We start from the raw sequence: 22,888 nt of genomic DNA on the forward strand, positions 1-22,888 counted from the left end.
CGGCTCTATCCCCTACTTGCAGAACCTAATACCTAAACTAAAATACCATGGCTATTCAGTATGATTTTGACACCATTATCGATCGCCACCACACCGGTGCCGTGAAAACCGACGTGCTGTGCGAACGATACGGTCGCGACGACCTTATTCCCCTGTGGATTGCCGACATGGACTTTGCCGTAGCTCCTCCCATCACCGAGGCTCTCGTGCGACGCCTGCAACACCCGGTCTACGGCTATGCCGAGGCTCCCGCCAGCTACTGGCAGTCGATTGTAGACTGGATCAAATACCTGCACGGCTGGGAAGTAAAACGCGAGTGGATTACCTATATCCCCGGCATCGTCAAGGGTATCGGGCTGGCGGTGAACGTGTTCAGCAACCCCGGCGACAAGATTATCATACAGACACCCGTCTACACCCCCTTCATGGCGGTACCCGAGGGCAACGGACGGCAAGTGGTACACAACCCGCTCAAATGGAACGGGTCGTGCTATGAAATGGATTTCGACCACCTCGAATCGATTATCGACCCTCAATGCAAACTGCTCATTCTCTGTAATCCCCACAACCCGGGCGGAGTCGTGTGGCCGCTCGAAACGCTGCAACGGGTAGCCGAGATTTGCGCCCGCCATCATATTCTCGTCATTGCCGACGAAATCCATGCCGACATGCCCCTCTTCGGTGCACACCACCACCCCTTTGCCTCGGTTTCGGAGACGGCCGCCCAGAACAGCATCTCGTTCGGAGCCCCCTCCAAAACCTTCAATATTGCCGGACTGGTGAGCTCCTACACCATCGTACCCAACCCGACAATCCGCAAACGGTTCTTCGACTGGCTCACAGCCAACGAGCTGAATGCGCCCACCTTCATGGCCACCATCGCCACCGAAGCCGCCTATAACCATTGCCGGGAGTGGCGCAGGCAGATGCTGCACTACATCGAGCAAAACATACTCTTCGTCGAGGAGTTTCTCGACAAGCATATCCCCGCCATCAAGGCCATACGCCCCCAAGCCTCGTTCATCGTCTGGCTCGACTGTACCCGGCTGGGACTCGACCACGACGCCCTCATCGACCTCTTCGTCGACAAGGCTCGGCTTGCCCTCAACGACGGCGAGATGTTCGGCCCCGAAGGCAAAGGCCACATGCGCCTCAACATTGGCACCCCCCGTGCCGTGCTGCAAAAAGCGCTCGAACAACTGGAAGAGGCCGTGAGCCATCTCAATCGATAGGTTACGAGCCACTTTGGCGACAAAGGACTATCTTTTTCGGAAAATATTTTATACTTTTGCACCCGATTGGCGCAAGAGGCAGAGGGCCCTGTGCCACCTAACAGTAAGAATCTCTGAAAGAATCGATTTATGAACGAACTTGCCACAAAGTACAATCCCGCCGACGTGGAGGAAAAATGGTATGCCTATTGGTTGAAAAACGGGCTTTTCAAGTCGAAGCCCGACGGTCGTGAACCCTACACCGTAGTCATTCCGCCCCCCAACGTCACCGGTATTCTGCACATGGGGCACATGCTCAACAACACGATACAGGACATTCTCGTCCGCCGCGCCCGCATGGAGGGCAAAAATGCCTGCTGGGTACCCGGTACCGACCACGCCTCGATTGCTACCGAAGCCAAGGTGGTGAACAAACTGGCTGCCCAGGGCATCAAGAAGAGCGACCTCACCCGCGAGGAGTTCCTCAAATATGCCTGGGAGTGGAAAGAAGAGCATGGCGGCATCATCTTGAAACAGCTACAAAAGCTGGGTGCCTCGTGCGACTGGGACCGCACCGCCTTCACCATGGACGAGGTGCGCTCCAAGAGTGTGCTGAAAGTGTTTGTCGACCTCTACAACAAAGGTCTCATCTACCGCGGCGTGCGCATGGTCAACTGGGACCCCAAGGCGCTCACCGCCCTCTCTGACGAAGAGGTAATCTACAAGGAGGAGCACAGCAAACTCTACTACCTGCGCTACTACATCGAAGGGGAGGACAAATACATCGTCGTAGCCACAACCCGCCCCGAAACCATCTTGGGCGATACGGCCGTGTGCGTCAACCCCAACGACCCCCGTTACACCTTCCTCAAAGGGAAGAAGGTAATCGTACCGCTGGTCAACCGCGTCATACCCATCATTATGGACGACTACGTCGACATCGAGTTCGGTACCGGCTGTTTGAAAGTAACCCCGGCACACGATGTAAACGACTACATGCTGGGCGAGAAATACAACCTGCCTACCATCGACATCTTCAACGACAACGGAACCATCAGCGAGGCCGGCGGCCTCTATATCGGCATGGACCGTTTCGACGTGCGCAAGCAGATTGCCAAAGACCTGCAAGCCGCCAACCTGCTCGAAAAGGTGGAGGATTATGACAACAAAGTGGGCTACTCGGAGCGTACCAACGTGGTAATCGAGCCCAAACTCTCGATGCAGTGGTTTGTCAAGATGGGTAAACTGGCCGAACCGGCCCTCAAAGCCGTCATGAACGACGACATCAAGTTCCACCCCGACAAGTTCAAGAACACCTACCGCTACTGGATGGAAAACATCAAGGACTGGTGCATCTCGCGTCAGTTGTGGTGGGGACACCGCATACCGGCCTACTACCTGCCGCAAGGCGGATTCGTGGTGGCCGAGACGCCCGAAGAGGCTCTCACGCTGGCCCGCAAAAAGAGCGGCGACAACTCGCTGCAACTGAGCGACCTCCGTCAAGACGAAGATTGCCTCGACACCTGGTTCTCGTCGTGGCTGTGGCCCATCTCGCTCTTCGACGGCATCAACCACCCCGGCAACGAAGAGATAAAATACTACTACCCCACGAGCGACCTCGTAACAGGTCCCGACATCATCTTCTTCTGGGTAGCCCGCATGATTATGGCCGGCTATGAATACACCGGCGAGAAACCCTTCAAGAATGTCTACTTTACCGGTATCGTGCGCGACAAAATCGGACGGAAGATGTCGAAATCGCTCGGCAACTCGCCCGATGCTCTCGAACTCATCAAGACCTACGGCGCCGACGGCGTGCGCATGGGCCTCATGCTGGCCGCACCCGCAGGCAACGACATTCTCTATGACGATGCACTGTGCGAACAGGGCCGCAACTTCAACAACAAAATCTGGAACGCCTTCCGCCTGGTAAAAGGCTGGACCGTCGACGAGAAGCTCGAACAGCCGCAAACGGCACAAATCGCCGTCAAGTGGTTCGATGCCCAACTCAGCCGCACCCTGGCCGAGGTGAAAGACCTCTTCGGGAAATACCGTCTCTCCGAAGCCCTCATGGCCATATACCGCCTCTTCTGGGACGAGTTCTCGTCGTGGTACCTCGAAATGATCAAACCCGGCTATCAACAACCCATCGACCGCGCTACCTACGAGGCTACCCTCACCTACTTCGACGCCCTGCTGCGCATGCTGCACCCCTTCATGCCCTTCATCACCGAGGAGTTGTGGCAACACCTCTACGAGCGTAAAGAGGGCGAGAGCATCATGTATGCCCGTATGCCCGAGGCTCACCCGGTCGACGACGAAATCATCAACCGCTTCGAGACCACCAAGCAGATTGTAGCCGGCGTGCGCACCGTGCGTCTGCAAAAAGGCATTGTCAACAAAGAGCCGCTCACGCTGCAAATCATCGGAGCTCACGACCACACCAACGACTGCGTGCTCACCAAAATGACCAACCTCTCGTCCATCGAGACCATCGACGAGAAGGACCCCGCCGCAGCTTCGTTCCGCGTGCATGCCACCGAGTATGCCATACCGCTGGGCAACAACATCGACGTAGAAGCCGAGTTGAAGAAACTCGAAGGTGAGTTGAAATATGCCCAGGGATTCCTCAAAACCGTGATGGGCAAGCTCAACAACGAACGCTTCGTACAAAACGCCCCCGAAGCTGTCGTAGCCATGGAGCGGAAGAAGAAGGCCGATGCCGAAGAGAAAATCAAGTCGATTGAAGAGAGTATAGCCGCTCTCAAAAAATAAGGCCGGCTATCGTTCCGAAACCATACAAAAGCGAGGAGGCTCCCCGGCAACTCAATGCCGGAGAGCCTCCTCCTCTTATCACATAATTAATGTCAATCTCTACGAAAAAAATTTATTTCAGAGGCACCTCTTCCACGTAAGACTTGTAATAACCTTGGGTCGTACGGTAAAACAAATCTTTCAATTCGTTCAACACATCGGGATACTCCTTGGCCACATTTGTCTTTTGAGCCGGATCGTTTTTCACGTGATACAACCCGAAATCCTCCAAATTACCCAATTCATTTCCCGTCTCATTCCGTTCGGGCCCGGCATACGGCGGAATCATAATCCAGTCGCCTTTTCTGATAGCCATCTTTCCCTGTGCTTCGAGTATGATATAGTCGCGCCCGTCACTACTTTCCCCCAATAGGGCCGGCAACACATTCCTGCTGTCCAGATTCAACGAGTCGATATTTACCCGGCTATCGACCAAATCGGCAAATGAAGCGAGAAAATCCAGTTGAGACACAATCGCATCGGATTGACATGGCTGTATCCGCCCCTTCCAATATACAAAAAGCGGAATGTGAGTTCCTCCGTCATACAAACTGTACTTGCCTCCCCGCAAACCTCCTGCCGGTTTATGATCTTTCAGATTCTCTACCGAGCCGTCCCAATATCCATCATCTACAACCGGACCGTTATCGCTTGAAAAAACAATCAACGTATTCTCCAAGAGATTCAAACTGTCGAGACAAGCAACCAACTCACCGACACACCAGTCGGCCTCGGCTATTGCATCGCCACGGGCACCGAGGCCGGTAGTCCCTACAAATCGTTGATGCGGTGCCCTGGGCACATGAGGTTGATGCAACCCGTAATACAGGAAAAAGGGGCGGTCCTTATTCTCCGTCACAAAACGCTTCACTTTACCCAGAAAATAATCGGCCATATTCTCGTCGACCCATCGAGCCTTCTCACCGCCCTTCATATAACCAATACGGGGGATTCCGTTTACAATCGAATTGTTATGCCCATGGCTCCATTTCATTTTCAGCAATTCGGGATTCGACAAGGCCGTAGGTTCACCCTCGAAATTATGCTCATAATCCACATAAATAGGGTCGGCGGGATCCAAGCCTACCACCAGACCATCTTCAACATAAACGGTCGGGACCCTATCGTTCGTTGCCGCAATCAGGCAGGAATAGTCAAATCCTATTTGATTGGCTCCCGGAACGACCGGCTTATTCCAATCGACCTGGCCACGGCCCATACCCAGATGCCATTTCCCTATGGCAGCCGTCTTATAGCCGGCCTGCCGCATCATCTCGGGCAAGGTAAAGGTCTGTTCATCGATTATCAAGGGAGCATCGCCCGGCAAAATTTTCGCCTCACTGTTTTTCCAGGGATACATGCCGGTCATCAGGGCGTACCGACTGGGGGTCGATGTGGCCGACGTGGCATATCCATTGGTAAAGCAAACCCCTTCCCGGGCCAACTTATCGATATTGGGGGTGTGTATGGTTTTCGAACCGTAGGCACTCACATCGCCAAAACCCAAATCATCGGCCAAAATCACGATGACATTGGGAGTTGCCGGTTTCTGCTCCGTACAACCCAACAGAAACAAAGAGGGTAATAATAACAGTTTTGATTTCATAACTGTCGTTTCTATTTAATTATACTTGTTATTAATAAATTGGTGATTCTTACTACTTCATCGGGAATAACGAACCGGTGAAAGCGCATTACTTAAACCGGTACACGGTGAAGGAATAGGGCTCTACGGCAACTTGCGACGGGAACGAAAGAGTCACGTCCGATTCTCGGGGGGCTATTACCCCCTCCCTATCGGGAGTTTGACGGGTCCGGGTATCTGTCATCAATGTAGTCATACGACATTTCTTCTTCCCTTTCAATCCATCTATTTGAATATTCATCGCATAAGGCTTGCCCGACATGTTGATTACCTTCAACACATACTCGTGTGTAGCCTCATCTTTTCCCAAAGTCGCATATACCTCGTCCGACTCGCGAGCCCCGTCGCTGACCACGGCCCGATAGGAAACCCCAATCGTATTATCGCGCAACATCTTACACAGGAAATAGTTAAAGGTCTTTACACTCTTGGAGGTCGTGTGCAAGAACAACGGACATATCTTGCTGTCCCGGACAAAATCCCAGTTACGCATCAGCGGCCTGTCGGCCATCAACGGGTTCATATCGCCATTCCGCTCCAAGGCCATCTTGAAGACACCTTCGGCCAAAACAGACCTGGGATACTGGCCTCCAATCCCCAACTCACCGATGAATATATCGGGCCCCGTTCGGTCATACTCATCAAACTTATAATAGTTCTCAGCCACCCACTCGGGGGTTTGATAGTAATGCTCGTCGTAAACCTCAATATCCTGGGGCGAAAGATAATCCTTTATATATTTGCGCTTATCGTTCTCCTCCTTGAATATGATACTGCTCGATATCAGTATCAACCGGGGATACTTGGCTTTAATCGCATCATAAATCTTTTTATACCGTTTGTAATATTCGGGACCGAAATCTTCATTCCCTATCTCCACATACTTCAACGGGAACGGCTCGGGGTGTCCGTTTCGCGCCCGTTCCGCGCCCCAACGGGTAGCGGTATCGCCAATCGCATACTCGATAGCGTCCAAGGCATCTTGCACATAATAGTCTATATCGGTATCCAGATGTTCGAAATTCCGGTTCTTATCCCGGTGCAGAAACTCGGTACAGACCATTCCCGTAGGCGTTACATACATGGCATCGGCCCCTATGTATTCGCACAGTTCATAAAACTCATGATAGCCCAGGCCATCGCTTCTGAAAAAAGGTGCCCACTTGCTCCATGCTCCGGGACGCCGGGCTATATCACCTATTGTCTCTTTCCAGTGATACATCGTCTCCTCATTAATCCCATGCACAATACACCCTCCCGGGAACCGGAGGAAATCGGGAGCATAGTCGACAAGATTCTGTACAATATCCTTCCGGAAAACCGATTTCCCGTTATCCCAGGTATTTCCCGGGAACATCGAGACTATATCCAGTTGGAATATCCCCTGTCCCGACGGCTCTATGCGCAAGCAACCCCGGTCGTCATCGGCTGTTGCCGTAAGTTCAAACTCATATTTTTTCCAATCCTTTGACAGATTATCCACTACTACCGTCGGCGAGATGCTGCGGGCATCTCTGTCGGCCAGCGAAATCTTCAACTCACCTTTGTAGGTAGAAGCAACGGCATAAAACGACAATTTATACCGTTCACCTTTCTCTATATTCATGCCGAAGAATCCCTGATTCACAACTGCCGCACCAGGGAATTCGGACAGGTTTTTATGCACGAAGACCCTCAGAGAATGTGGATTCTTTTCATTCAGCGGATTCTTCTTTGTCCGACTAATCTCAATCGGGCTATATGCGCAAGGCGTTGTTACCCAACCGATAACGGGCGACACGTGAAACACCTTCTTATTAGGTCCGGTAGGATTGACAACCCCTACGTATTGTTCGTTCATCACAGCCATACCCTTGGGAGGTGTGGCCTCTTCAAGTCCTCTGTTCCTTACCATCTCGGCATATAGTCCGCCCTCTCCTATCATACCGATTTCCTCATAATGAAACCCATACTCAACCGGACGCACTTTCCTGGCCGCATTCAAATCGGCCTGCAAATTCAGTTGAGACACCGTTGTCTGAGCCGTCAATGCGCCACACGCCAAAAGGCTCAATAACATCATGGTATTAGCTTGTATCCTCATAACTACTTTAATAAAATTTTTTGACTATCCAGCACTTTATTGTTATCGACCAATTTCAACAGAACAATTTCGTCCGGGACTGACAGCGGAAGCGTTCCCGATGCCGACTCCAACGAATGCGACGAATACAGCCTCCCGTCCATGGCATATATATAAAGCCTGGGAGAGTTTACCGGCCCGTTTATCTCATATTGGATTGCTCGTTCGCCGCCTGCCCCAGAAGCCACCCATATACACACCGGGCTATTCTGCTTCACAAAAGATATCATGCTCGTCGGTTGCCCTTTCAATACACAGGGTAACCAGGTATTGGGCTTATCGCCATTGCCTCCCGACAGGTTCTCATGCACAAACTTCTTGTTGTTATCATTGTTGTGAAGTTTTATATGTATCCCGAAATCGGTTTCAGGGCGACCACCGAGGTTGCTCCATGGAATAATCATTTCCAAAGTATAACCCGTCTGTGTAAGCGACGATTTGCAAACGATATCATTTTCCTCTTCCTGCCACACTCCTGCCACCGACTTGTGATATACCGACTGTCCGCTATAATCACACAGCAGCTTAAACATACCCGACGCGATTGTTCCGGTGTTTTTGTTGAGCGGGTCGATATACACCTCAACTCCGTCGCTCTGCCACATGGGCTCTCCCTCTTCGGCCAAGGTTTGAACCGGGTCAAACACATCGAAAAGCAGGTATAGATTGCTATTGTCCCAGGCCGATTTCACTTGTAGATGGGCATATCCCTCAGCTCCCAGATACAAGGGGGAGAAATTGCCGTATCGTTCGGCCCGGCCCTCACAGTTTTCTATTTCCATAGAGTTGAACAATCGACCGGTAGCAGTCCAAATACCATTCTGAGAACTCAGTCCGCTTATTGACGATACGGCCAATAGAGTCGTGCTGTCGACGGCGCACAGCGAGTTCCACAATACCGAAACTTGTGAATCGGAAAACTGGAAGGGGGTCGACTTGCGAGCGAAGTTTCTGCACTCCTTATCGCCTACATACACCTGCATCAAAGCACTATTTTGTGTATTGGGCTCGTCTCTTCCCTCACCCGACTGCACCGACAATACCGTCTCGCCGTTCTCCAACTGAATCAGATAGGGAGCCCCCGCATAAATGTTCGCACTCAACTTACAGTCCGAACGCAACGCCTCCCAACGATTTTCGCTACTGCCGCCAACCGGACCGTCGGCCCAGTTATTCTCCAACGTGGAATAGATGATTGCCGGCTTAAACGTCCCGTCAATCCCGTTATCCTCGATTGCCACGGCGATTCCACCCTGCTCCTGCAACAAGACCGGGACAGGCATTCCATCTCTATATCGGTCGCGAAAACAGACAACCGTTTCATCGCCCCACGTTTTTCCTTGGTCAATAGAGCGCAGCAGGGTTATATTCTGATTGTTATCGGCTACACCATACTCATTGGCAAAATACACTTGCAGTTCCCCCGAAGGCATTTCCAGACAGACCGGTTCCCAACAGCCCTCGCGTTTGGTGACCCCGGCCACATAAATGTCCTGCTCACCATACCAGGTATCACCGCAATCGTCCGAGAACTTCATCATGATTTTATAGGGATATTCTCCTTCCTCTTTGGGTCGGGCATTCCACACATAAATCAATCTCCCGTCCGAGAGTTCGCTCAATTCGGCATTGGTATAATTATACTTCCCGGTGTTATCGACCGACACCTGTATGGGGTTGCCCCAGCTTTTATCCGAGACACTCTTTTTCCGTATATACAGGATATCGCCCGTATTATAGACCAGCGCCATCTCCCGATTGGAGAGCAGTTTTACCCGGGCATAGACCCCTTGATTCACAAACGACCTCATGCTGTAAACCCAAGCGATTCTCGTTCCGGGATCAAAGGCAAATGCCGAAATGCCTATTAAGGCCATCAGTAATATAGAAAATCTTCGTCGCATAGAATCTGTCGTATTTTTTAATGTCATGGTCACTGTTTCTCGTCAGAAAGATACAACGGTACCAGCGAGTGTGAGTCAATCGTTATAATCTCAGGGCCATTCCCGTCACACGTCGAGAACAACACATCAACCGTCCAAGTCCGCCGGTTATTGACCTTCGTATTATCGGCATGAGAATGAAATACATACTTATAGTTATTGTCCTTATCCACAAACAAATCGCCATGTCCGGGACCATTGATGCCCACATCGTACTTATTGATAATGGGATTATTCCCCGCCTTACGCCAGGGCCCATAGGGACTCTCCGAGTAAGCATATCCAACAGCATAGTCGGGGCTCATGAAATGATTGGCCGAATAAAACAGGTAATAATATTTCCCTCTTTTTATCACCGTGGGCCCCTCTATGACAGGAGCCGACGGGTAACTCTGCGTATCTTCCCAATGTTCGGTTGCTGTCACACACTGTTTCAAGGTCTCTTCTTTGATGCCACTCATATCCTCTTTAAATTCGGCAACCCAAATCGTGTTTCCTTTGAACAGTCTCACATGATACAGATACATCTTCCCGTCAGTATCGACAAACAGATAGGGGTCAATCTGTCTCGTATCCGCATCGATCGACTGCACGTTTTTCTGTACAAAGGGTCCCTGAGGCGCATTACTCTCGGCAATGGCAATGTGTTCGTTGGCGGTGTAAACCATATAATACCGTCCATTTCTGTACAAAACCTGTGGAGCCCAAAATCCTTTATCCCCATAGGTGTCGCCCCCTTTCTTCAAGGCATAACCCTCCATGCAACCGACAGGATGCCAAGTCTGCAAATCGGTCGATGCCAGTGCAGGAAAACCCTGCTGCGGACTCTTTTCCGTTCCATACAAATAGTAGGTACCCTCAAAACAGGTTATAGTGGGATCGGCAATCTCCACGATATGATTTTGTGCCCATATAGGAGCTATTCCCAACAGGAATAGTCCAAGCACGAATCTGGATTTCTTCATTGTCGTATTTTTTTTAGATTTCTTCATTGTCGTATTTTTTTTAGGAAACTAAGAAAAAGGCCGGTACACCTCACGGACTGACGATGAACCAGCCTCCATGATTTTATAAAAGCGAGACACTCACCTCGACTGTCGATTCTACCGACACATCGCCATCTCTCGTGGTAAGCGTATACACAACCGGTTCGGTAAAGTCGACCACCGTCTCGCCCGAAATCTGCTGCTCTCCATTTACGGTTATCTGCTGAGCATCGGCCGATGCAAACACAGGTTTCAAAGCCGATACATCGGTACCGGCCGGTAACTCAACTGTAATCGATACTTTATCGAAATAGTATTCCGAACAGGCACTTACCCCGTCGACGCCCTCAATAGAGAACGATTCGAATACAGGATAATGCATCACTACCGAATGATAAGTCTTGGAATTACCACTGGGTGAACATACCTCAATTTCAAAAGGCTGCGTGAGGTCATACGAGGTATTCTCGTTATAGGCCGCACCATTTACCGTTACCACAGCCGAATTTGACATGGGCTCGATGCTTACCCGCTGCTTGTTCATGGATACAGCTATATCCCGATTGGAGACCCGCACCTTATACGGTACCGCAAACAACAGAGTATTATCGCCTATTTTCTGAGCCTGCAACTCTTTTAGATACATATCCTTGCGCAAGGAAACCGACCGAAGTTCCACATTATCGTCGTTTACGGTAATCCAGGCCGAGTCGACCGAATATACCATATCCTCGGCCCGGTCGTTATAATTGGTTGCAATCAAAACAACCTTGTAAACGCCGGCCGTTTTATATGAATAGGTGAGTAATCCTTTGTTCAAGACCAACCCACTGTTCCCCTGATGTATCAAATCATGGTTGTGCCCTTCATCTCCGGTAAAGAGGACAACCTGTTCGGCTCCGGTACCCGTATAGGTAAATGTTACCGTCTCATTGATAGACGTTTCTGTTGCCGACATCGTAAACGATGCAACTGGTACGGACAATCCCTCTTTATCACAAGCAGTCCATAAGAGAGCTATCGGGAGCATCAATATATATAAATACTTTTTCATATTCTACACTATTAAGTTATTAATAACCTGGATTCTGAGTCACAACGCCATTGGTTATATCGACCTCATTCTGAGGTATCGGGAATATCTCATTCACTCCCTCTATAAAGTTCTTTCCCCGGTTATGCGTCGTCTCTGTGGCAAAATCGTGAAGCACTTGCGCCGCCCGGCCCTGTCTTACAATATCAAAAAATCTATCCCACAAATGACAGAGTTCGATACGACGTTCTTTCCATATTTGGTCGCGCAACTCGATATAGGTACCGGCCTTGTAGAGCGTAGAAACATTGGTTATCTTGTTGGCAACCCGCTTCACCGAGTTCAACTGTTCCAACGATTTTTCCCGTTGTCCCATTTCATTGAGGGCTTCGGCATAGAACAATACAACTTCCGAGTAGATAAGAACCCGACGGTTCTTCCCGCTGTCATTTACATCGGACGGAGTTTCGGCGCTCGGCGTGTACCACTTCATGCAGGCCGTTTTTCCAGGCGGTACCTCAATACGCACACCGTCAAAAGCCACCTCGCCATGCTCTTGTATGAATACTCCCTTTCTGGGATCACCGGCAATCTCGTCTTTAAATGACTTCGAAGCAAACATTCGATTAAAGAATATATCGTTGAAAATTTCGGTACCCTCGTTCTGGTCATCTTTCAATCCATTGGCCGACTCTTTGAACACGACTTCAAAAATAGACCGGGTGCAAAACTCGCCTTTCTCATAATACAAGTCGGCATATCCCAACGTATTGCCATAGCTGTCTGTCGTCTCCAACGAATACTCGTTGGCCAACGAGGGCATGGTCGTCTCGGGAGTTTCATACGGCTCATTGGAGGCCAATAGCGCCTTATCCTTGAACCATAATCTCGCTCTGAGTTCGTCCCACGACTCTTCATAATTTTCGAAATGGAGCATATCGCCGTAAGTCAACGTGGCCCCTTCGATGAAATAGGCTCCCAACTTGGTGATTTCATTCCACTTCTCCGACTCCATACCGGGAGTTGCCTGATAGGCCAACACTTTCATCAACAAGGCTACGCAAGCTCCACACCCGGCTTTGCCGGCCTCTTTTGAGACAAACTTGCTTCTCAACATGATGGCGGCCTCTCTCAAATCTTTCTCGATATAGGCATACACCTCTTCTTTCGTAGAACGCGGAATGGTCAAGGCATCGACATCTTCCTGTTCCGGCCGGATAGGTACTCCACCAAAAGTCTTCACCAGATTGAAATAGAACAAGGCCCGTAAGAACTTGGCCTGTCCCAAAATCTCTCTGACTTTCGTATACTGCTCAATCTCCTGGGTAGCCAACTGTACTCGCCGGGCTCCGGAAATCACTTGATTGGCCCGATTAATACCTTTGTAATTAATTGTATACCTGTCTCTTATCCAGGTATTCGAGGTATTGAACTGGAAATTGACAAGCTCCGAAATAAGGTTGGTCGTACTCTCATCATTACCTACCACATCGTCACCGCAGGCTTCGCCAAAAATCCACTCGCAATTATTATAGTTATTGGTCTGCAATATATCATAAACCGCATCTAGACCCACTTGTAACTGGTACGTGGTATTATAGAAATTGTTCCCGTCGTATTCTCCCTGCAATTCCATGTCAAAAAAGTCGTTACACGAAGACAATGACAGTGCGGCAAACAATGATATAAGGAAATATTTAATATCGTTTTTCATCGTTCCTGTATTTAATAAGTTATTTTAATTCCCGCCATAAAGGATCTCGATTGAGGATAATTACCGTGATCGACACCCAGATAAAGGTTGTTTCCCGTATTCGACTCGTCACGACCAATCTCGGGATCAAAACCGTCGTACTTGGTAAAAGTCAATAAATTCTGTGCCGACACATAAATCGAGGCATTGGACAGTTGCAATTTCTTCAACACCTTCTGAGGCAAATTATAGGTCAACTGCACATTTTTCAACCGGCAATACGAACCGTCCTTTACATAGAAATCGGAGGCTCTAAAATTTCTGGGTCTATCGGCCTCATCGAGTTCAGGAACCGTACCCTGCGGGTTGGCCGGATAAAAACTCTTTTCCGGGTCATACGTCCCCGACCAGCACTTCGACCGGAGATCGGCATACACATTACCCGTACCATGAGCCGAATTCAAATAGTACTCCATGACGTTAAATATTTTATTTCCCCATTGCCCTTGGAAAAACATATAGAAATCAAAATTCTTATACGAGAGTGTAATGGGAATACCATATACAAAATCGGGGTGCGGCGACCCAAGATAGGTCCGGTCCGAGGCATCGATTTTCCCATCGTTATTCAAATCCTTGAAGCGGAAATCGCCCGGTTCGGTAATACCGTCGTTTTGGGCACTGGCAGCCACCTCTTCCGGAGTCTGGAATATACCATCTGTCACATATCCATAAAAACAGGCAATCGGTCTGCCCACCTCGGTCTTGGTCACATAGTCGTTGATGCTTTCCTCGGTTGACAACAAGGCCCCGTAAATAGGCTCGTTGCCCGTACCCAAACTGGTCACCTTGTTCTTGATGTATGAAATATTGAATCCTATATCGTACTTGAAATCGGCAATCTGGTCTTTATACGAGATATTAAACTCAATACCCTTGTTTTGAATGGAACCGGCATTCACCATGGGATTTTCGTTAAGTCCGGCCGAGAGCGAAACCGGTACCTGAATCAACATGTCTGAGGTATTTTTCACAAAACACTCAATCGACGAACTGAGTCTGTTGTTCAAGAAATTAATATCCAATCCCACATTATACGACTCGGTTTTTTCCCATTTGATATTATCGTTTCCCAGAGTCAAAGAGGCCGCACCCGGATATGTCGTATGCAATCCCGTCCCGAATGGATAGGAAAGGTTGGTATCCATCATCTTATACCGGGCATATTCCGATATTCTATTGTTTCCAAGTTGACCCCAACCGACCCGCAGTTTGGCAAAACTTATCACATTCTGTGACTGCATCCACTCCTCGCCCGAGAATTTCCAACCCAAGGATACCGAGGGGAAAAAGCCCCATCGGTTTTTCTTCGAGAATACCGACGATGCATCGGATCTGAAATTGGCCTGCAACAGATACTTGTCATCGAACGAATAACTTACCCGGCTGATAAAACCCATGGCATTCCACTCGTTCAGCAATCCATAGGCATAATCGCCAAAGTAGGCCGAGGCCAAATACCAGTAATTCGACGAGTTCCCCGGCGCTCCCTTTTTAGAAGTCTCCTGATCGTAAACTCTCGACATCTCTATCGTCTGACCCACTAATGCACTGATATTATGCTTGCCCGACTCATAGGCATATGTGAGAATATTGTTCAACTCGGTTTTATTGGTTCGAGTATCAAAATTGGTCACCTTCGTCAAATCGGTGGGAGCCTCGAAATTCTCTTCCAGTTTATTCACCTCATCAAACTTGCTTCGATTGTAGAAGTTGGTATAGTTCGACAACTTAAACTGATAGGTAAAATATTTCAGGAACTTGGCCGACAAGTCTATATTGATGTCAAATCTGTTTGTTGTCGCGCTGTTATGATTGCGCTCAATCATCGCAATAGGGTGATTCTCCGAATAGTATCCGGCCGTGTTATAGGTATGAATCAACGGACTTTGATACAAGGCCTTCTTCAACACGCCATCGGCCCCTTCGGGTATCAAATCCCGATCGGTATTCGTATACAGGATATTGGTCTTCAACGACAACCAGTCGGTCAGTTTGTTATTGAGATTCACACGAAGCGACAGACGTTGATAGTCCGATGTCTTCACGATACCCTTCTCGTTATAATAGTTGCCGCTAACCATAAACTTGGTTCTATTGTTTCCACCGCTGATACTTAAATTATATTGTTGCTTGATGCCGGTTTGAGTCACGGCGTCCCACCAACTCTTGGGAGTATATGGCGAGGAGGCAATCGTATCGAGAAGCTGATACTTGCGAGGGTCGTAATACAGGTTTCCACCGTTATCCTTAGACATGTATAGTTGACCGTCTTGCGAATAATAATGGGTTCCCTGCACATAATCCCGCATCAGTGCGAAATCTTCGATTCCCATGACATCGATACTCTTCCACGGGTTCGAAAAGCCCACATATCCATCAAAAGAAATCCTAGTTTTCCCCTCTTCTCCGCCTTTCGTCGTTACCAAAACCACACCATTGGCAGCCCGGGCACCATATATTGAGGCAGAACCGGCATCTTTGAGCACTTCGATACTTGCAATATCATTGGGATTTATGTGGTCGATATTATCAACGATAAAACCGTCCACGACATAAAGGGGATCCGAATCATTAATGGTACCCGTACCCCGAATCTTTATGGTCGTCGACCCTCCGGGTGCTCCCGAGTTTTGTATAACCAAAACACCAGGTGCCTTTCCTTGAATTGCCTGCGCCGGATTGGGAACCGCCGAAGCTACAATCTCATCGGCCTTTACCGAAGATACGGCTCCGGTAAGGTCACTCTTCTTTTGAGTGGCATACCCTATCACAACCAATTCGTCCAACTGCTGGTCATTAGACGATAACTGTATGGATAGCGCATTGTTATCTTTTATCTTTACAGTTTGAGAGCTATACCCTACGTAACTGATTTGTATTTCGTCACCTATTGAACCTGCTATTGAAAAATTCCCGTCAAAGTCCGTTATGACGGCTTTTGCGGTATTTTTATTTTTTATCGTGGCACCGATAATCGACTCTTGAGTCGCACTATCGACCACCCGGCCCTTGACATACGACTGGCCTTGTGCCCAGCAGTCTATACCCAAGTTTATAAAAAACAGGATTAGAAATAAAATTGTAAAACCTCTATTTCCCATGGTATCTTTTTTATAATCATACACAAATCAATACAGGCCAGCCTTCGATGAGGGAGCAAAGGCTGGCCTGCAACCTCCTTATCACTTCACGGTCAGCTTGCTGTTCATCACGCCTTCCGAAGTCTCCACGCTCAGTATGAACATGCCGGCGCTCAAATCATCGAGCATAATCTTGTTCGAATCGGCATGTCCCTTTACCAGTAATTTCCCTGACAAATCGGTAATGGTATATCCATACACCTCGGCATCGGTATCGATGCAGACATAGTCCGATGCAGGATTGGGATAGATATCGACTGTCTTATCCATGCTCGACGGAGCCATGACGGCCGAGGTCTCACCAAAATCGGGATCCATATTCTCTTTATCCTTTTGAGGATCATAATCGGCTTTGCGATAGTGATAGACAAAGAGGCTCTTCTTTATCTGACTGGTGAATACCAGGTCTCCATCGAGATTTCTCAACGAATGGACAAAATCGGGGCCTTCACCCAAATCGACCACCTTCTTGGGGAACTCGTCCTTACTGTCTATCTTAAACAACTCCCAGGCCTGGCTCGAACCGGCTGCCGGAGTCTGATCCTGCGCTCTGAAATAGAAGCTACCCGAAACCACCATTCCTTCCCAGGCAGCATTGGGACCTATCCCCGGATTCAAGTCCGATTGCATTTTCGAACCTTCTGCGGTTCCGTCGGTGTAGAACAACTCCAATCCGAAATTCGTTTCGGGAAGATTGGCATCGCTACCGGTTGCTCCTTTCATAAACAGCACACCGTCAAATTCACAGAACAAGTCAGGTGAACCATTGGCCGTACCTGTGGCCGTAGGATTGGTATTGAGGTCAAATACGATATGGGTACCTTCGGCGGTAAAGTCGGTTACAAAAAGTTCCAATCCGTAATAAGGGTCATAACCTCTAAAATAGACTTTGTCCTTATATACTCTGGGAGTGAATGCCCCATGTCCGGCCGGCAAACCGTTAGCATCGGTACCCTCGGTCAAATCTTTTATCATATAGGTACCCTCGGTTGTTCCGTCGCTAACCCAAATTTCATTGCCATACTCATTGGAATATGCAATAAAGAACAATTTCTCGTTTTTGAAATTGGTAAACCAGTCCAGTTGGGCGCCAGCCGTAGCTCCCGTCTCTTCGTTGGCAACCGTCTTGTTGATATCCAGCAGCATCTTTGTCCCGGCTTCTGTCCCATCGGTTATCCACAACTCTTCACCGAATTCGTTATCCTTGGTATCGGCCTTAAAAAAGACCTTTCTCCCTACCCGAACAAAGAAGCGCTCGTCGTCGGTAGCCACCTTCGCTCCCGGATAAATAACCTTGCAATCTTTCAACAGGCGCGTCCCGTCGGCCGTTCCGTCGGAAATCCACAACCATCGTTGTTCCTCTTCACCATAACTGATACTTTCGTAATCCTTGGCTCCAAAGATAAATTCATTTTCATTAATCTGAGTGAACCCGGCCGGCTCCGACCCACCCAGTATGTTGATGTCGACAATCATACGGGTACCGTCCTCGGTACCGTCCGAAATCCACAACTCGGCTCCTTCGTCGTCATTGGCTGTTGCCTGAAAAACCACCTTGTCATTAAATCTCGTAATGTACAATACATTAGAACTAGTGACACCCGGATATATATCCTTCACCATTTTGGTTCCCTCTTTCGTTCCATCACTTACCCACAACTCCTCGCCATGTTCAGCATCTTTTGCCGTGAAATAGGCCTTATAGCCATTCTCTGCACTACCGGCTATGGTAAGAGCCTTGTCTTTATCATTGGCTCTTGCCGTACTAACGGTCACCTCTACATTTTCGGGAGTCAGTATTTCCATACCTTCCGGTAAAACCAACTCTTGGGCATTGATAGCGGTAACCCCCATCAGGGCTACACCGAATGCCGATACAAATAAAGTCTTGTTTTTCATGTTATCTATAATTTAAATTAAAAGAATTGGATTCAAATGAACTTCACATGAGCAAAATTAAGAGAAATAAACTATTTTTACAAGTAAAATTATTCCGATTACTAGCTCTTTTGTTCTTAAATATTTTTTTCTTTGCACTCATAAACAAGAAATAGACTTTTTAACGAGAAAGAGAAATGAGCCGAAGCCATCTGTTATACATCTTTCTAATGATTATCTCTTTTTCCTGGGAAACACAAGCCCACGAAATACGATTTGAGCACTTCGATTATCTGAAAGGGCCCATACATAACGGCATTACCTCCATCACACAGGACTCATACGACCAAATATGGACCGGTAGCCGCAACGGCCTGTGCAAATACAACGGGTATGACCTGACCTCTTATATCTCTTCGAGCTCCCCGAACTCGATTCCCAACAACTTTATCAAAACCTTGGCACAAGACAGCAACGGATACATGTGGATCGGGACCGACAACGGCATCTGCCGCTATATCTATGAACTCGATTCCTTTGAGAGATACGACATACCCAATGCAACAATCGGCAAAATAGTCATAGACCGGCAAGGGCAGGTTTTCTGCTCCTCTCACATACTTTATCGCTTCCATCAAGAGACACAGACATTCATTCCTGTACAAAGTGGAACCGGAAAAGAAGTATCATGTGACCTTTTTGATTTCGATGCACAAGACAACCTGTGGGTTACCGTAGGTTCCAACTTGATTTGCTACGATAAAGACTTTAACGAGCAGTTCAAACTGGATATATCGCAAGAAAAAGATACCCCAAAAAACCGAGATGCAATCATATCGCTCTATATCGATGAGCAAGGGAATAAATGGATTGGGAAAAATGGGAACGGAATTATAAAGATAGATTCCAAGACACACGAAATAAAGAGCATATACACCCCGGAAAGCCGCGAAGAGGGTATCATCAGGAGTATTGCCCAGGACCGACATGGAGACATGTGGTTCGGGACAGAAAAAGGTATCCTGCTATACAATGGCTCGGGCGAAATGCAACACATCAGAAAAAATACCTACAACAGCTCCGGACTTAACGACAATGCCATATATTGCATCAAGAAAGACAATCAGGGAAACATGTGGGTAGGAACCTATTTCGGCGGCATCAATACGTTCTATGACATATCCAGTCAATTCAACTATTATACCATCAACTACAACTCAAAGGGGCTCAAAGCTTCGGCTATAAGGCAAATCATCGAAGACGAAGAGCACCAGATATGGATTGCCAGCGAAGACGGCGGACTCTATCGGTATAACCCGAAAGAGGACCTGTTTACCAAGTTCAAGCACCCATCGATCAATACCGAAAATATTCACAGTATCCAGATTGACCCGGAGAAGAACCTGTGGATTGGCACATTTATGCACGGATTGGTCAAGTATAATCTCCGCACCGGTCAATCCTCCCTGTTCAACAGAAGAAACAGTTCGATTCCCGAGAACAGCATTTTCTCCCTATACATAGACCCTGCGAAAACCCTATGGATAGGGACCTCGTCCGGATTGGCATTTTACGACTCCAAACAAAATCGAATAACGCCAATCAAGAACAAGATACTCAACAACAACTTTGTCTATTACCTCACCGGCGATTATCAGGGAAACATCTGGATTGGATTGCGAGTGGGCGGACTGGTCAAATACTCACCTAAAAAAAATACCATCAAACAGTGGAATATCAAATCGACTCACAACCGGCTTACCGACAACTATGTCACGACCATTATTGCCGACAAGAAAAGCAATATCTGGTTTGGCACCAACAACGGTGGATTGTACCATCTGAATACCTCAAACGACAGTCTATCCTCTTTCTTAAATGAAGGTAAAATCAATGCCAACTGCATATACAGCATCACCGAAGACAGCCAGGCCAACATATGGGTAACGACCAACAACGGGCTCTACAAGATACAACCCGACTTATCGGAAGCCGTACATTTCACATCAAACGACGGCTTACCCACGGAGAACTTCAATTACACCTCCTCCTTTTTCAGTTCACAGGGACTGATATTCGCGGGGACAAACAAGGGGCTAATCACGTTTAATCCCCAAAGTCTGAAAAAAGATACGCATATTCCCCACATCATATTCACCAACCTCTCTATCGGTGGGAAAAATATACTTCCACAAAACGGCGGTATTCTCGACAAGAATATAAACTATACCGATGAACTGAAAATATCGTACAACCAAGCCAAATTCCTGGGAATAGAATTTGCCGGTGTACAGACAGGGGCCAATAAAGCGCAAAACTATCAAGTCTTTATCGACGGGCTAAGCACCGACTGGCAAAACATCGGAAGTCAACGGAAATTCATCTTCCCCGTATTGGATCCCGGGAAATACGTATTTAAGGTACGTACCCACCCCAACAATATCCGCACACTAAAAATAACGGTTACCCCACCCTTTTACGAAACGATTTGGGCCTATCTCACCTATATGATTATAGGTCTATTGGCTCTTTACTACCTGTATAAACGACAAGAAAAACGATTATATGAGAAACAGCTGATACGCATCAACATCATCGAAAAGGAGAAACTCCTCGAAATGAATGAATTAAGGAGGAATTTCTTTATCAACATATCACACGAGTTCAAGACACCTCTCTCTCTCATCATATCGCCGGCTCAAAAACTGCTCAACGCCTACGATATGCCCGAGAAAGCCAAAGTCATGCTTCACGACATCTTGAACAATTCAAAGCGACTTTTTGACCTGATACAGGAATTGGTCAATTTCAACAAAATGGAAATAACCAAGCCCTCGTTATCGGTCTCGACCCTAAATCCCCGAGGTATTATAGAACAGACGTCCAACTCGTTCAAGTTCATGGCACAAGAGAAATCAATAGATTATCACATAACCATGACAAATATACCCGAAGAAATTACAATAGACAAATCAATCTTGGAGAAGGTTCTCACCAACTTGCTTTCCAACGCCTTCAAGTTCACGAACAAGGGCGGACGGGTCGACTTGGACATCTCCACGACAACGAGCGGAACCCAACATTTCCTGGTCATCAAAGTAACCGATAACGGGATTGGCATTTCCAAAGAGCATCTGGACAAGATATTCGACTCTTTCTTCCAGGTAAACAGCAACAATAAAACCGGCTGGGGTATAGGCCTGTCATATATCAAAAATCTAATTGAAATGCACAAGGGCGACATCACTGTCGAAAGCACGATAAACCAAGGGTCCTGCTTCACGGCCAGAATCAATATCACCCCCGAGTCTCTTCAAGAATTTATCGTTCGAGACACTGCACAAGTCGAACAAGACAAGAACAATGACCTGAAAACCGACCCGACCGACCCGGAAGATACCGGGGTATTCTCCGAGAAAAATGAGACGGTGAACACACAACCTCAATATGAAATCATGATTGTCGAGGATAACAGCGATATGCTCCGTTTCCTTGAAGAATCATTCGCCCCGGAATATAAGGTTCTCACGGCAACCAACGGGAAAGAAGCTTTATCCTTATTGGAAAGCCAATATCCCGATTTGATCATAAGCGATTTAATGATGCCCGAAATCAACGGCCTGGAATTATGCGAGAAAGTCAAGACCAATATTCTCACCTCTCACATTCCCTTTATCCTGCTCACGGCAAAAACGGGCGAAGAGTCTACGATTGAGGGGTATAAACATGGAGCCGATATCTATATCGAAAAGCCTTTCAACTACCAGATACTGCAATTACAAGTAAAAAACATATTGCAAACGAAGGAAAATGATCGGAAATATTTCAAAAAGAGCCCCACAAATATCAAGCGAGTAGCACACAACCCGTACGACGAGAAATTCCTCGAAGACATCAAACAACTGATAGAGAAAAACATATCTAATGAAGATTTCAGCATAAACGATATTACAGAAGCTATCGGTGTGAGCCGAACCGTCCTGCATGTAAAATTTAAAAAAATGCTCGATATGACTGTCGGAGATTACATCAAGGAGCTTAGAATCGAAAAAGCCAAAAGAATGCTGGAACAGGGATATACCATCTCGGACACAGCCTATGCAACAGGTTTCTCCAATCCCAACTATTTTTCAAAAAGTTTCAAAAAAGAGACCGGACAAAGTCCCAGCGAATACATTAAGGGTCTGATATCCGAATAACACAGGTTGAAGATTCGACACTCATGCCCCCTGCCGCCCTTACAAGGGCGGCAGGGGGCACTTATTTATACCACCTTCTCTCGCAAAACATATCCCAACAACTCCAAAACAAAGGCATCTATTACAGATAGCACAAAATTACCATCTTTCGGAATAGAATT

Annotated in this window: 11 protein-coding genes; 3 read left to right on the forward strand and 8 right to left on the reverse strand. The window is 47.7% G+C overall.

Features of this window, described 5'->3' with window-relative positions:
• The first annotated feature begins 47 nt into the window (after positions 1-47).
• Both BARVI_RS02765 and BARVI_RS02770 read left to right on the forward strand, forming a co-directional pair.
• Complete coding sequence (locus BARVI_RS02765) at positions 48-1,232, forward strand: MalY/PatB family protein (RefSeq protein ID WP_025277760.1); 1,185 nt, start codon at positions 48-50, stop codon at positions 1,230-1,232.
• A 129-nt stretch (positions 1,233-1,361) separates the two neighbouring features.
• Entirely contained in the window at positions 1,362-3,986 is a 2,625-nt protein-coding gene (locus tag BARVI_RS02770) for a valine--tRNA ligase (protein ID WP_025277761.1), read from the forward strand.
• A gap of 112 nt (positions 3,987-4,098) precedes the next feature.
• Here the strand turns inward: BARVI_RS02770 and BARVI_RS02775 are convergent, their stop codons facing one another.
• The 8 genes from BARVI_RS02775 to BARVI_RS02810 form a co-directional block, all read right to left on the reverse strand.
• Positions 4,099-5,631 carry a sulfatase-like hydrolase/transferase gene (locus BARVI_RS02775; RefSeq protein WP_025277762.1) on the reverse strand — a complete coding sequence of 511 codons (1,533 nt, stop codon included), beginning with the start codon at positions 5,629-5,631 and terminating at the stop codon, positions 4,099-4,101.
• 88 nt (positions 5,632-5,719) lie between these two features.
• Positions 5,720-7,732, reverse strand: a complete 2,013-nt coding sequence (locus tag BARVI_RS02780) for a carbohydrate binding domain-containing protein (protein ID WP_198015979.1) — start codon at positions 7,730-7,732, stop codon at positions 5,720-5,722.
• 23 nt (positions 7,733-7,755) lie between these two features.
• The gene (locus tag BARVI_RS02785) at positions 7,756-9,603 is read right to left on the reverse strand and encodes a sugar-binding protein (protein WP_198015980.1); all 1,848 of its coding nucleotides are present in this window, start codon (positions 9,601-9,603) and stop codon (positions 7,756-7,758) included.
• Between the two features lie 122 nt (positions 9,604-9,725).
• Positions 9,726-10,700 (reverse strand): glycoside hydrolase family 43 protein, encoded by a 975-nt coding sequence (locus BARVI_RS02790; RefSeq protein ID WP_051401141.1) that lies wholly within the window; start codon positions 10,698-10,700, stop codon positions 9,726-9,728.
• A 103-nt stretch (positions 10,701-10,803) separates the two neighbouring features.
• Positions 10,804-11,775, reverse strand: coding sequence for a hypothetical protein (locus tag BARVI_RS02795; RefSeq protein WP_157232499.1), 972 nt, complete (start codon positions 11,773-11,775; stop codon positions 10,804-10,806).
• Positions 11,776-11,794: 19 nt separating this feature from the next.
• Positions 11,795-13,390, reverse strand: coding sequence for a RagB/SusD family nutrient uptake outer membrane protein (locus tag BARVI_RS02800; protein ID WP_232213997.1), 1,596 nt, complete (start codon positions 13,388-13,390; stop codon positions 11,795-11,797).
• A gap of 89 nt (positions 13,391-13,479) precedes the next feature.
• The gene (locus BARVI_RS02805) at positions 13,480-16,611 is read right to left on the reverse strand and encodes a SusC/RagA family TonB-linked outer membrane protein (protein WP_038534249.1); all 3,132 of its coding nucleotides are present in this window, start codon (positions 16,609-16,611) and stop codon (positions 13,480-13,482) included.
• Positions 16,612-16,692: 81 nt separating this feature from the next.
• Complete coding sequence (locus BARVI_RS02810; RefSeq protein WP_025277769.1) at positions 16,693-18,549, reverse strand: ELWxxDGT repeat protein; 1,857 nt, start codon at positions 18,547-18,549, stop codon at positions 16,693-16,695.
• A gap of 209 nt (positions 18,550-18,758) precedes the next feature.
• Between BARVI_RS02810 and BARVI_RS02815 the strand changes: the two genes are divergently transcribed.
• On the forward strand, positions 18,759-22,727 hold the full coding sequence (locus BARVI_RS02815; RefSeq protein ID WP_025277770.1) for a hybrid sensor histidine kinase/response regulator transcription factor: 3,969 nt from the start codon (positions 18,759-18,761) through the stop codon (positions 22,725-22,727).
• Positions 22,728-22,888: the final 161 nt, after the last annotated feature.

It is taken from the genome of Barnesiella viscericola DSM 18177, from assembly GCF_000512915.1.
In the GTDB taxonomy this organism is placed as follows: Bacteria; Bacteroidota; Bacteroidia; order Bacteroidales; family Barnesiellaceae; genus Barnesiella; species Barnesiella viscericola.

Excerpts from the sequence above, each read along its gene's own strand:
- BARVI_RS02790 (WP_051401141.1), bottom strand. The coding sequence starts at position 10,700 with ATGAAGAAATCCAGATTCGTGCTTGGACTATTCCTGTTGGGAATAGCT.
- BARVI_RS02800 (WP_232213997.1), bottom strand. The coding sequence starts at position 13,390 with ATGGAATTGCAGGGAGAATACGACGGGAACAATTTCTATAATACCACG.
- BARVI_RS02785 (WP_198015980.1), bottom strand. The coding sequence starts at position 9,603 with ATGAGGTCGTTTGTGAATCAAGGGGTCTATGCCCGGGTAAAACTGCTC.
- BARVI_RS02810 (WP_025277769.1), bottom strand. The coding sequence starts at position 18,549 with ATGAAAAACAAGACTTTATTTGTATCGGCATTCGGTGTAGCCCTGATG.
- BARVI_RS02770 (WP_025277761.1), top strand. The coding sequence starts at position 1,362 with ATGAACGAACTTGCCACAAAGTACAATCCCGCCGACGTGGAGGAAAAA.
- BARVI_RS02765 (WP_025277760.1), top strand. The coding sequence starts at position 48 with ATGGCTATTCAGTATGATTTTGACACCATTATCGATCGCCACCACACC.
- BARVI_RS02780 (WP_198015979.1), bottom strand. The coding sequence starts at position 7,732 with ATGATGTTATTGAGCCTTTTGGCGTGTGGCGCATTGACGGCTCAGACA.
- BARVI_RS02815 (WP_025277770.1), top strand. The coding sequence starts at position 18,759 with ATGATTATCTCTTTTTCCTGGGAAACACAAGCCCACGAAATACGATTT.
- BARVI_RS02775 (WP_025277762.1), bottom strand. The coding sequence starts at position 5,631 with ATGAAATCAAAACTGTTATTATTACCCTCTTTGTTTCTGTTGGGTTGT.
- BARVI_RS02805 (WP_038534249.1), bottom strand. The coding sequence starts at position 16,611 with ATGGGAAATAGAGGTTTTACAATTTTATTTCTAATCCTGTTTTTTATA.
- BARVI_RS02795 (WP_157232499.1), bottom strand. The coding sequence starts at position 11,775 with ATGAAAAAGTATTTATATATATTGATGCTCCCGATAGCTCTCTTATGG.